9 protein-coding genes are annotated in these 12,295 nt (G+C 72.1%); 4 read left to right on the forward strand and 5 right to left on the reverse strand.

What is annotated here, in order from left to right; all coding sequences use genetic code 11:
- Positions 1-394: 394 nt before the first annotated feature.
- Together D455_RS0127660 and D455_RS0127665 are read right to left on the reverse strand one after the other, a co-directional pair.
- Positions 395-1,645 carry an MFS transporter gene (locus D455_RS0127660; RefSeq protein WP_017573899.1) on the reverse strand — a complete coding sequence of 417 codons (1,251 nt, stop codon included), beginning with the start codon at positions 1,643-1,645 and terminating at the stop codon, positions 395-397.
- Positions 1,646-1,807: 162 nt separating this feature from the next.
- Entirely contained in the window at positions 1,808-2,416 is a 609-nt protein-coding gene (locus D455_RS0127665; RefSeq protein ID WP_017573900.1) for a TetR/AcrR family transcriptional regulator, read from the reverse strand.
- A gap of 190 nt (positions 2,417-2,606) precedes the next feature.
- Here D455_RS0127665 and D455_RS31920 point away from each other — a divergent pair, with 190 nt between their 5' ends.
- Positions 2,607-3,746: a DUF2867 domain-containing protein gene (locus D455_RS31920; RefSeq protein WP_017573901.1), complete on the forward strand. Its 1,140-nt coding sequence runs from the start codon at positions 2,607-2,609 to the stop codon at positions 3,744-3,746.
- Between the two features lie 129 nt (positions 3,747-3,875).
- On the opposite strand, the gene manD is transcribed toward D455_RS31920, so the two are convergent.
- Positions 3,876-5,090 carry a D-mannonate dehydratase ManD gene (gene manD / locus D455_RS0127675; protein WP_017573902.1) on the reverse strand — a complete coding sequence of 405 codons (1,215 nt, stop codon included), beginning with the start codon at positions 5,088-5,090 and terminating at the stop codon, positions 3,876-3,878.
- A 159-nt stretch (positions 5,091-5,249) separates the two neighbouring features.
- A complete protein-coding gene (locus D455_RS0127680) occupies positions 5,250-7,193 on the reverse strand; it encodes a glycoside hydrolase 5 family protein (RefSeq protein ID WP_017573903.1) in 1,944 nt (647 codons plus the stop codon).
- Between the two features lie 341 nt (positions 7,194-7,534).
- On the opposite strand from D455_RS0127680, the gene D455_RS0127685 reads away from it, so the two are divergent.
- The 3 genes from D455_RS0127685 to D455_RS0127695 all read left to right on the forward strand — a co-directional run bounded on the left by D455_RS0127685 (position 7,535) and on the right by D455_RS0127695 (position 11,575).
- Positions 7,535-8,575, forward strand: coding sequence for a LacI family DNA-binding transcriptional regulator (locus tag D455_RS0127685; RefSeq protein WP_017573904.1), 1,041 nt, complete (start codon positions 7,535-7,537; stop codon positions 8,573-8,575).
- An 88-nt stretch (positions 8,576-8,663) separates the two neighbouring features.
- On the forward strand, positions 8,664-9,755 hold the full coding sequence (locus tag D455_RS0127690; RefSeq protein WP_026123044.1) for a hypothetical protein: 1,092 nt from the start codon (positions 8,664-8,666) through the stop codon (positions 9,753-9,755).
- Between the two features lie 191 nt (positions 9,756-9,946).
- Complete coding sequence (locus D455_RS0127695) at positions 9,947-11,575, forward strand: glycoside hydrolase family 10 protein (RefSeq protein ID WP_449289327.1); 1,629 nt, start codon at positions 9,947-9,949, stop codon at positions 11,573-11,575.
- 54 nt (positions 11,576-11,629) lie between these two features.
- On the opposite strand, the gene D455_RS0127700 is transcribed toward D455_RS0127695, so the two are convergent.
- Positions 11,630-12,202, reverse strand: a complete 573-nt coding sequence (locus D455_RS0127700) for a suppressor of fused domain protein (protein ID WP_017573907.1) — start codon at positions 12,200-12,202, stop codon at positions 11,630-11,632.
- Positions 12,203-12,295: the final 93 nt, after the last annotated feature.

Consider the following 12,295-nt stretch of genomic DNA (forward strand, 5'->3'; position numbering starts at 1 on the left):
TGGACCGCGCTGCTGCGCCGCCGTTGGTGCCGACGCCGCTACCGCCACCATCATCGGCCTGGCCGCTGGGCGCAACTCCCAGGCACCCGCCGCCGTTGGTGCCATCGCCGCTACCGTCACCATCATCGGTCTGGGCGTTGGGCGCAGCCCCCAGACACCCGCCGCCTTTGGTGCGACCGTCGCCAACCCTCACCACCGGGGACAGCACCGCTACTCGGGACCGGAGGACCCGCTCGCCGTTACTGCCACCGCAGCAGAGCCCGGACACCCAACCCCATCAAGCGTTGCCCGTGGCCTGTCCCACCTCGCGGCAGCTGGTGCCACCGCAGCAGAGGCCCACCATCCCCGAACCCCAACCGTTGGCCGCCTTCCCCCAGTTCGGTTACTGCCATGGTCACACCGGCGCACGTGTCGCGCCGTGGGAGCGTCGCGGGGCCGGGACCACCGCGATGGCGGCGGCGGAGAACAGCGCGCTCGCCGCGAAGACGAGGGGCAGGCCCGCGAGGGTGATCACCGCCGCCATGAGCACCGGGGTCAGCGTCGTGCTGATGGCCTGGAGCCAGTTCTGCACCGCCAGGGCCCGTCCCGCCCAGGAGGTTCCCGCGATCTCCGCGACCGACGTGAAGGTCAGGCCGTTGTGCCACATCGTCAGGGACAGGCAGGCCAGGACCAGCGGCACCGCCGTCCACTCCCATGCGTGGGGCGCCACCGCGAGCAGCACCAGGCAGGTCCCCGAGACCGCCGCCAGCCACCGCACCGGACGCATCCGGTCACCGATCCGGTCGGACCAGACCCCGAGCAGCAGGCGCCCGGCCGCACCGGGCACCTGCGCCGCCGCGACGACCGCCCCTGCGGCGGGGGGGGCCNCCCAGCCCTGTTCCTGGACCAGATAGATGACCGCGTAGGTCATCATCGCGATCTGTGGGACCCCGAGCAGCATGCTCACCGCGTGCACCCGCCAGATGGTCCAGCGCCGGTAGGGCGACTCCTCCGAAGGAGGCGCAGCGGCGGTGTCGGCGGGCGCGGCGTCCCCGGCAGTCCCCGGACCCGGGGCCCCGTCCGGAGCCCGTCCCGGGGTCGGATCCGGGGCGGACGCGGGCATCGCCAGCACGAACGGCACCGCGAGGAGCGCGAGCGCGGCGGGGATCGTCATCGCCCCGACGAACCCCCATGCGTCGGCCGCCCAGGGCAGCACCAGACCGGAGACGCCCACGCCGAAGGGCAGCGCGGACTGGCGGATACCCATGGCCAGACCGCGTTCCCTCTCCGAGAACCAGGACAGCACCAGGCGCCCGCTCGCCGCGTTGACCGGCCCGCCGACCGCGCCCACCAGCAGCAGGACCGCCACGGCGCCCCACAGCCCCGAGACCGCCCAGAGCAGGCCGAGCGCGCACGCGGTGAGGACCAGGCTCAGCGCCATCGTCGGCCGTTCCCCGTACCGGTCGATCACCAGGCCCCAGAGCAGGAGCGTGAGCAGCAGACCGAAGGACGGCAGTCCGGCCAGCACTCCGGCCTGCGCCGTGGTGACGCCGAAGGCCTCCCGCAACTGCGGCAGGACGATGGGAACGCCGAACATCGCCGACACACTGGCCACCTGCGCCACCATGGCCACCGACAGGACGATCCAACGGTTCCGTACGAGCATGCCGCCAGCCTAGGAAAGACCACCTCCTCGCTCCGGGGACCGGGTTCCGTTTCCGGGAGCCGCCGACGACCCACACGACCGGCGACGCGTGTCCTCCGAGCGACGCGTGTCCTCCGAGGCGGTCGGCGAGTTCGCGCGGCTGCGCGGCCCTCGCGTGTCCGGTCAGCCCGTCCCCTCGGGTGACCCGTACTGGTCAGAGGCGTCTCCGGGGCCCGGACCGTCCGGGTTGAGGAGGAGGTCGGCGGCGCGGGCGAGGACCCGGGACCGGGACCGGCCGCCGTGGTCGGCGGCGAGGAAGTGTGCGCCGATCGCCGCGCAGAACGCGAGCAGGCTGCGGGCCTCGATCTCCTCGGGGTCGGAGCAGAAGGTGGACATCGTCTCGCGCAGCAGTTCCATGCGCCGGTTGTCCACCCGACGCAGCCGGTCGGCGACCGCCTCGTCCCGCCGGGCCCAGTCGCGGATCGCCAGGTCGATGGGCAACAGGCGGTCGCCGGAGAAGGTGAGTGCTCCCGCGAGCCGGGCCTTGGTCTTCGGGTCGCCGCCCTCGCGTTCGACGCGGGCGATCACCTCGTCGGTGCTCTCCCGCTCCCAGGTGTCCAACATCGCCTCCAGCAGCGCGCCGCGGTCGGCGAAGTACCCGTAGAAACCGCCCTTGGTGACTCCGAGCCGCTTCGCCAACGCCTCGACACGGACGGCGTCCGGGCCGCCGTCGGCCAGCACCAGCAGCCCCTCCTCGACCCACCTGTCACGCGGTGTGCGCGCAGTACCCACTATGTGACCCACCTCACAAGCCTTTGGAATATACGCAGCCGTATATGATCTGTAGCCTCGACTTGTACGCAAGCGTATACAGGGAGGGAGAGGCGGGACGACCACGGGTTGCGCGCCGTCGGAACGGGTCCGAACGGATGGCCGCGGCGAGACGTCGTCCCCCTCCCGAGCGGTGAAGGCGGTAACAGCCATGAGACTCCCCGATTCGGCCCACACCGACCGGCCGTGGCGGATCCACGAACTCACCCGCGACTTCCGGCTGGAGGACGTGTGGGCGTTCCGCGCCCCCGGCGCCGGGCCGGACGACTTCCCCGCGATGCTCGCAGCGCTGCGGGCGGCCGGCGGACCCGCGCAGCAGGCCCCGTCGGCCCGGTTCCTGTTCGCGCTGCGCTGGAAGCTCGGCGCCCTCCTCGGGTGGGACGGACCCGGGGCGGGCGTCGGGGCGCGGGTCCCGACGCTGCGGGACCGCGTGCCGAACGACCTCCGCGAACTGTCGGGCGGTCCGGGCCCCGTGAGCGCCCCACTCACCCCGGTGTACGAGGTCGACGACGAGTGCGCCCGCGAACTGGCCAACAGGACCGTCCACACGGTCATGCACCTCGGGTGGGTGCCGACCGGCCGTGGCGAGCACGAGTTGCGCATGGCGGTCCTGGTCAAGCCCAACGGCCTGTTCGGGAAGCTGTACATGGCCGCCATCGCCCCGTTCCGGCACCTCGTCGTCTACCCGGCGCTGACCCGGCAGTGGGAACGCGCGTGGCGGGACCGCGAACGCCTGGAGCAGGGGGGCGGTGCTCCGCCCACCGAAACCCCACCCACCGGCGCCTCGCCCACCGGCGCCCCGGGTGCCGTCGACGGCGCCGTGGGCAGGCGCGAGGTCCCCGCTTCCGTCCTCGCCCTGAGTTCGCTGCCCGATCCGCACTACGTCGACATGTTCACCCTCACCACGACCGTGGACGCGACACCGGAGGAATGGGCCCGGGCGATGTTCGGAGACGTCCCCAGCGTCGCGGAACGCTTCATCTGGCGCGGCCTGCTCGGTCTGCGGCTCAGCCGGGGGCGGTCGCCGCACACCGTGGCCGGATGGCGGATCGCCGAACGCGGCGCGGACTGGATCCGGTTGGAGGCCGCCTCCCGGTTCATGACCGACAACCTCCTCGTACGGGCGGCTGACGGTCGGGTGTCCCTGGCGACCTGCGTGCGCTACGACCGGGCCCTCGGCCGTCTGCTGTGGTCCCCGTTGTCCGCCATCCACCGCCGGCTGGCGCCCGGCCTGCTCCGCGACGCCGCCGCGGCGGTCCGCTCACGTCGCGGCGAACGGACGGACCCGTAGGACGCCGGTGTCCGGTCCGGTATCCGGTCCGGTGTCCGGCGCGCTTCGTCGGGCCCCGTCCCCGGCGCCCGCCCCCGCGGACGGCGGGGAGTGCACCGCGGTCGCGCGACGCCCGGAGGACCACACCGGTCACCAGTCGTGCATGGAGCCGTCCATACGGCGGTTGACCGGCAGGTACCTCGGCTCGTACGGATAGCGCGCCGCGGCCTCCTCGTCGATCTCCACCCCCAGCCCGGGCGCGTCACCGGGGTGCATGTACCCGTCCTCGAAGGTGTAGGAGGTCCGGAACACCTCACTCGCCGGTTCCAGGTGCCCCATGTACTCCTGGATACCGAAGTTGGGCACGGTCAGGTCCACGTGCAACGCGGCGGCGAAGGAGACCGGGGACAGGTCCCCGGCCCCGTGCGAGCCGGTGCGCACCCCGTACAGGTCGGCCAGGTCGAAGATCCGGCGCAGGTGGCTGATGCCTCCGCTGTGGGAGACCGAGGTGCGGACGTAGTCGATGAGGCGCTCGGTGATCAGGTGCTGGCAGTCCCAGATCGAGTTGAACACCTCGCCCACGGCCAGCGGGGTGGTGGTGTGCTGGCGGATGGTACGGAAGGCCTGTTGGTCCTCGGCCGGGGTGGGGTCCTCGATCCAGAACATCCGGTAGGGCTCCAACGCCCTGCCCAGCTGGGCGGCCTCCAGCGGGGAGAGCCGGTGGTGCACGTCGTGCAGCAGGTGGAAGCCGTATCCGAACCGCTCCCGCACCGCTTCCATCATCTTCGGGGCGAAGTCCAGGTAGGCGGGGGTGTGCCAGACGTTGTCGGTCGGCAGTGAGGCGTCGGCGGGTTCGTAGGTGTCGCCCGTACCCGTGGCGTGCAGCCCGTAGGTGCTGTCCAACCCCGGCACGGCGGCCTGGACGCGCACCGCCCGGTAACCCCGGTCCAGGAAGCCCCCGACCGACTCCAGGAGTTCCTCGGTCGATCCCCCGCTGGCGTGGCCGTAGACCATGACGCCCTCGCGGGCCGCGCCGCCGAGCAGTTGGTGCACGGGCACGCCCAGACGTTTGCCGAGCAGGTCCCACAGGGCGCAGTCCACGGCGGCGATCGCGGTCATGGTCACCGGGCCGCGCCGCCAGTAGGCGCCCCGGTACAGGTACTGCCAGAGGTCGTTGATCCGACGGGAGTCGCGGCCGACGAGCAGGGGGCAGACGTGGTCGCGCAGGTAGGAGACCACGGCGAGCTCGCGGCCGTTGAGGGTGGCGTCGCCGAGTCCGGTGGTGCCGTCCTCGGTGGTGAGTTTCAGGGTGACGTAGTTGCGTCCCGGGCACGTGACGATGACGTCGGCGGAGGCGATCTTCATGGGCGGTTCCTCGTGTGGGTCGGTGGGGCGGCCGGTCACGGGCCGTGCGGGTGGCACCGGCCAGGGCCACGGCCGCGGCCAGGACGGCGCTGGTCCGGCCGGTAACGGGCCGTGCGGGTGGCACGCCCACGAAGCCGGGCTACACGGCGTTCCGGACGTTCAGGGCAGGAGCTGGAGGACCCTCACCCCGTAGGCGGGCAGGTCCACCCCGCCGACCCCGGCCCCGTCGAGGTCGGCCAGGCGCCCCCGGTCCACGAGGGGTTCGGCGGCCAGCGGTCCGGGGTGCTGGCTGACGAACCAGACGAACTCCCGGCCGTCCTCGTGGCGCATCGTGCCCACCAGGACCCGCGGATCCGCCACCCTCACCCCCGGCCGAACCCCCGCCTCCGCCGCCAGCGCGTCGTAGAGCCGCCACGTGGGCTCGGGGTTGGCGGCCCGGGTGAGGGCGGCCATGTGCTCCAGCGGGTAGGTGCACAGCACGAGTTGACCGTGTCCGACGCGCCTGCGCAGCAGGGCGGGACGCCCGTGCGCGTCGGTGGCCACGACCTCGGCGCCGTCGGGCACGACCGGCAGGAAGGTCCGCGAGTGCTCGGTGCCCGCGACGGGGAACTCCAGTGTCTCGCCCGCGCCGACACCACCGAAATCCAACCGGAAGGTCATGCGCAGCCGGTCGTCCTCGATCGGGTCGGTGAGCCCGTAGCGCAGCTGCTTGACCACCCCGAAGGTCTCGTCCAGCTTCGGCCACCACGGCCCCCGCTGGGTTCCGTGCTCACCGACGAAGTAGGAGGCGTAGACCGTGGCGCCCTCCTCCGCCCGGCGCACGAGCTGGCGCCAGGCGGGCGCGGTGAGCTGCTTGGCGGACGGCAGCAGGTACAGGTCGCAGTCCTCGGGCAGGCCGTCCGCCTCCCGGCTGACGCCCACGGGCAGGTCGGCCTCGCGCGCGGCCACGTAGGCCTGCCGGGTGTGCGCCAGGACGCTGGTCGCGTCCTCGGGCTGGGTGAAGGGGTACATCCGCTCCAGGAAGGAGGAGACGACCAGCGTGACGCGGGTGTCCGGGCGCTCCAGGCGCGGGGCGTCCACGCGCCGCAGCAGGTCGGTGAACTCCCGCACCTCCCTCAACTGCGCCTTGGGCCTTCCCTGGTCGTCGGTGACGCCGAAGTGCATCTCGAACGGGTGGTGGCTGTAGGGCTCCTGCTCGTACAGGGCGTCGTAGTCGGTGTTGTTCCACGGGATCCAGCCGGTGGCACCCGCCAGGAGGGTGTTGTGCAGGGTCTGGCGGTAGTAGTGCGCCGCGTTCTCCTCGGAGGTGTAGTCCGAGGTCACGCCGAACTCCTCCATGATCACCGGTTTGCCGCCCAGGTCCAGGAGTTCGCAGGTGAAGGCCGCGCCGAGGTTCTGCCGGACGGGGTCGTTCTCCATCCGGTACACGTGCGGACCGTGGAAGTCGACGAGGGGTTCGAGTTCGCGCACGCGGAAGCCGTTGTCGGCGCCCGTGGTCTCCACGCCCCACGCGCCGTCGCCGACGGACACGGGCTGGGTCGCGCCCGCCTCGCGCAGCGCCCCGACCAGGGTGCGGGCCCACGCGGTGACCGCGCGGTGGTCCAGGGTGCCGATGCCGCGGCTCCGCCAGTCCGCGTAGATGGGGATCTCGTTGGTCAGGAGCCACCCGGCGACGCTCTCGTGGTCCTTCCAGCGCTCGGCCAGGGTCCGCACGTACCAGGTCTGGCGCTCCACGAACCAGTCGTCGGAGAAGACGTCGCGGCCCTCCCGCCAGGCGGGGTCCCAGTTCTGCCCGGACATGTGCCCGACGACGAACGTGGGGATGGTGCCCATGCCCAGGGCCCGGTGGCGTTCGAGGAAGTCGTCGAACCTCTCCAGCATGCGGGGGTCGAGGGTGTCGGGTCCGGGCTGGAAGTCGGGCCAGTACAGGAAGCTGCGCGTCAGGGTGATGCCGTGGTCACGCAGGACGCGCAGTTCCTCGTCGATGACCGCGCCGTCGTAGTGGCGCCACATCAGCGGTCCCCCGGTGCGGGACCAGAAGTTGACTCCGACCCAGTTCCGGGGCTGGTCGGGCGTGCCGAGCTTGGCCGAGTTGCGCCTCATTCCGACCTTCCCTTCGAGTGTGCCTGCCTAGTAGGTATATCGTTTTCTCAAGGAGGTGTCGAGGGCTGGATATCTGTTGCGGATTCGAGTACCTTGTGCATCGTCAGGGAATCAAACGTTTTCCCGAGCAGCTTCCCGGAAGACCACCGGAGCGGCGCCGGACACTCCGTCCTCGTCCGGCGCCGCGGCCGGGTCCGGTAGCCTGGCCGCCCCCGACCACCGCCGTAGACCTCCGCCCGGGAGCCCCGGCGGGAGGGAACGGAAAGTCCTGCGATCGCGAAGGGAGCGGCACTGGTGCGCGAGGAAGTCCCCGGTGCCCCGCCCCGCCCGGAAACGCGCTGATGGCCGCCCGCAGGGCCGGTGGCCGCCCCACGATCTCCGACGTCGCCGCGCTGGCGGGGGTGTCGGTCTCGGCCGTGTCGAAGGTCGTCAACAACAAGGGCAGCATCGCCGAGTCCACCCGGCGGCGCGTCCTCGACGCTGTGGACAAGCTCCAGTGGTCCCCCTCCGCCGCGGCCGTGGCACTGCGGAGCGCGCGCACCCGGGCCATCGGCATGGTCTCGCGCCGCTCGCCGGACCTGCTGTCCTTCGACCCGCACTTCAGCGTGCTGATCTCGGGTATCGAGCGCGAGCTCGCGCCCATGGACTACGGCCTGCTGCTGCACATCGTGGGCGAGGAGGAGGACGCCGAGCGGCGCGCCTACCGGCGCCTGGCCGAGGAACGCCGGGTCGACGGCGTCATCCTCACCGAGAGCCTGGTCCGCGACGTGCGTTTCGACCTGCTGCGGCGGCTCCGACTGCCCGCGGTGCTGATCGGCACGCCCTGGCGGGACGATCCGGTCCCCACCGTGCGGGCCCCGGAACAGGAACGGGGGCTCACCGAGGCGGTCGAGCACCTGGCCTCCCTGGGCCACCGGCGCGTGGCCTACGTCTGCGGCCCCGAGGACCGCGTGCACACCGGTTTCCGCCGCCGGATCTTCGAGGAGGCGGCACGGCGGCACACACTGTCCACCGTCCTGCTGACGGCTTCCGACTTCACCGCCGAGGGCGCCGCGGCGGCCACCGACGAGGCGCTGTCCCTGGACGAGCGGCCCACGGCGGTCCTGTACGCCAACGACATGATGGCGCTCGCGGGGATCAGCGCGGCGCGCAGGCGCGGGCTGGACGTGCCAGGGGACCTGTCGGTGGTCGGCTACGACGACCTGCCCCTGGGCGCGCTCGTGCAGCCGCGGCTGACCACGGTCGGCCAGGACCTGGTGGGGCTCGGGCGCGTGGCCGCGCTCACGCTCGTCGCCGAACTCGACGGCGCGCCGGTCGACGCTCCCGCGATCAGTCCTCCCCGGCTCGTGGTGCGCGAGTCCACGGCGGCGCCCCGCGCGTGAACGCGGGGGGCATCGCGGTCCCGGGCCAGGATGTTTCAGCCGGGGTCCCGCGAAACCCCGACAGGCCGGGGCAATAGTGTCTTCTGCCATGGAACTCAGGCATGGTCAGCGGTTGGTGCTCGCGGGCGAGCCCCGCAGAGAGGGACACGGGGTCGAGGCCCGGATCGTACACGAGGGCCTCCCGGTCACCGGGGATCCCTCCGACCGGGACGTGTCCGGTTCCTCGGATTCCCGGGTGGTGCTCACCGCTCCGCTGCTGAGGGTGCTGGGACCTCCCGGACGGCGACGGGTCGTCGTCGGCCGGATCCGCGTCCGTACCGGGCGGGACGCCGTGCCCGAGGTCGCCCTGGCCGTGCAGGCGGTGTGGTCGGAGGACGACGGCTGGCACCAGGACCGGTCCGCCTCCGGGGACGCCGACGAGGAGCTCACCGCCTCCCTGGCCAGGCCCGCCCACACGGTCGTCGGGGACGAGCGTTCCATGGCGGTGACCATGGCCAAGGCCTTCGCCGAGTCCTCCCGCAACGAGGTGCTCCGGCTCCGGGAGCTGCGCTACGAGCTGGAACAGCGCATGGCCGACCACCTCGCGGGGCGGACGGAGGGGCCGCTGCGCCCCCTGCTCGCCGCCGCGGTCGAACTCTCCACCGCCGTCGGCCGCGCGCGCGACCAGGCCCTGGAGGCGATCCGTGCGGCACTGGGGGTCTGGGTGTGGGACAGGCAGGCCTACCTGCGCGTGCGCGACGGCGTGGAGGCGGATACGGCGCCCGCGTGGGAGGCGCGGCTGCGCGCGGGCGTACGGCACTGCCAGGCGATGGAGCGCGAGCTGAACGAGGAGGCGGACCGACTCCAGGCACTGCTGGGAGGCATGTCGAGCTTCGCGGTGGCGGAGGGGGCCGTGGCGCAGGAGCGGTTCACGCTGGCGGTCGGGGCCGGGGCGGCCGTGATCGGGCTCCCGGCGCTGGTGCTGTCGCTGTACGGTGCGAACCCCTACCTGCCCCTGGACTCCTTCGACGGCACCTGGCGGATCCTGCTGCCGATCGGGGTCACGGCCCTGACCGCCGTGTTCGTGGTCATCAGGTGGATGCCCGGGCCCAAGCGGCCCCACCACTACCTGACCGCGGCCGGAGCCGTCGCCGCGCTCCTGTCGGTGCTCCTGCTCGCGGGTGCGCTCGTCCCCTCCTGAGTCGGACCTTCCCCGGTTCCCGGAACGTGGAGGAGGCCACCAGGGCGAAAGGTTGCTTTTCCCGACGAGGTGAGATTCGAACCACCAATCCGCCAAGCGTTGTCCAAAACGTTACTTCTTCACCTACCCTGATCCCCGACGTGGCGTCGACCGGACGTCAACGCAGTTCGGAGGAGTTCGAAGGAGTTCACGTGACCCCTGGACGACGAGCCGGCCTCTCACCGCGCTGGCGCTCCCGGTGGGTGGCCGCGGCCGCCGCCTCGGGCCTCATGCTGTCCGGATACGCCCTCGTCGGCGCCACGTACGGCCCCTCCTCACCCGCGCCCGGGCCCGGCGCGGCCGGGTGCCAGGCCTCGCAGGACAAGCGGGAGATGCGCGGGTCGTGGCTGACCACGGTCGGCAACATCGACTGGCCCTCCGAGCCCGGCCTGAGCGAGGAGGAGCAGAAGGACGAACTGCACCAGCGCCTGGACGAGGCGGTGGAGCTCGGCCTGAACACGGTCTTCCTGCACGTGCGCCCCACCGCCGACGCCTTCTACGAGTCGGACCTGGAGCCGTGGTCCAGGTACCTCACCGGCGAGCAGGGCGGCGATCCCGGTTACGACCCGCTGGAGCACGCCGTGGAGGAGGCGCACGCGCGCGGCCTGGAGCTGCACGCCTGGTTCAACCCCTACCGGGTCGGAATGGACTCCGACATCGCGGAGCTGGCCGAGGACCACCCGGTGAAGGAGCACCCCGACTGGATGATCCGCCACGGCGGCCAGGGCTACCTGGACCCGGGCAACCCCGAGGTCCAGGAGTGGGTGACCAGGGTCGTCATGGACGTGGTGGAGCGCTACGACGTCGACGGCGTGCACTTCGACGACTTCTTCTACCCCTACCCCGTGGAGGGCGCCGGGGAGTTCGACGACGACGAGTCGTGGGAGGAGCACGGCGGGGACTTCGAGGACCGCAACGACTGGCGGCGCGACAACGTCAACGACTTCGTCAGCGGCGTGCACGAGCGCATCGAGGAGACCAAGCCCTGGGTGCGTTTCGGCATCTCGCCGTTCGGCATCTGGCGCAACGCCGAGAGCGACCCGGCGGGATCGCCGACCTCGGGGCTGGAGTCCTACGAGGCCCAGCACGCCGACAGCCGGGCCTGGGTCCGGGAGGGGATGGTCGACTACATCGTCCCGCAGCTGTACTGGGAGCGGGGCTTCGACGTCGCCGGGTACGAGGAGCTGACCGACTGGTGGGCCGAGCAGGTCGAGGACACGGATGTGGACCTGTACATCGGCCAGGGCGCGTACCGGGTCGGCGACAGGGGGTGGACCGACGAGGACGCGCTCACCAGGCAGCTGGACTACTCCTCCGGGAACCCCCAGGTCGACGGTGACGTCTACTTCTCCTTCACGTCCCTGACCGAGGTGGCCGAGGACGCCTACCGGCACCTGGCCGACGAGTACTACCAGGACCCGGCGCTGCCGCCCCTGGCCGACGGGTCCCGCGCGGGCGAGCCCCTGGTGGGCGCCGTGGACGGGGTGAGCGCCGAGGTCTCCGACGGGCACACCACCGTGGAGTGGGAGAAGGTCGAGGACGCGCGCTTCTACGCGGTGTACCGCCTCGACACGCAGGAGGCGGAGCTCGCGGGCTCGGGCGATCCGGAGAGGTACTGCGACGTATTGTCGGCCGACAACCTGGTGGGGATGACCGGAGGCACCTCGCTGGAGGATCCGGAGAACACGGACGAGGGGCCCGGTTCCGCGTACGTGGTGACGGCGCTGGACGACTACCGGGTCGAGGGAGCCGTGAGCGAGGTCGCGGACCCGCGCGGCTGACCTGAGACCGTCCGCGAGGCCCGCCGCCCTCCGGGGTGGCGGGCCCTCGTGCCTTCAGACGAGAGGGGCGCGGTCCAGGTCCAGGACGTTGACGCCCTCCGCCTCCAGGAGTTCCTCGAAGGCGTCGAGCGACTCGGTTCCGATGAGGGCCGCCTCACTGCGGTGGATCGGCAGCAGCCAGAGGAACCGCGCTCCCCCGCTCTCCTCGGGCGCCCACTCCAGGGCGGGTCCGTACGGGTACGGGAGGCTCACCAGCAGGTGGTCCATGCGGGAGCCGTCCGTCCACGGGCCGCCGACGTCGATGACTGAGCCGACGTCGAGGCGGTACTCCTCGAACGAGTGCAGGTGGCTCACCATGGCCAGGGTCTCGGCGTGCTCGTCAGCGGCGACGGGTGACATGAGGAAGAACTCCGTGCCGCCCCCGGCCTGGTGAACAGAGGAACCCGCCGTGACGTAGACCCAGGCCTCACCGGCGCTCCTGGGCGCCACACGGTAGGTGGTGAAGCCGGGTACCAGGTCGAGGATGGGCGCCTCGTCCCAGGTGACGGGGTCCACGGCGTGCCCGTGCCAGAACTCCCGAACGTGCCGCTCCAGCGCGGCGATCCGCGCGTCCTCCCCGGTCGCCAAGGAACCCGACCCCTCGCTCTGTCTTCGGTCCTTCGCGACCGCTACCGCCCCGAAGCACCCGATACATGGACATCTCGCGCGGCCAGCCTACGG

The organism is Nocardiopsis halotolerans DSM 44410, from assembly GCF_000341065.1.
GTDB lineage: Bacteria > Actinomycetota > Actinomycetes > Streptosporangiales > Streptosporangiaceae > Nocardiopsis > Nocardiopsis halotolerans.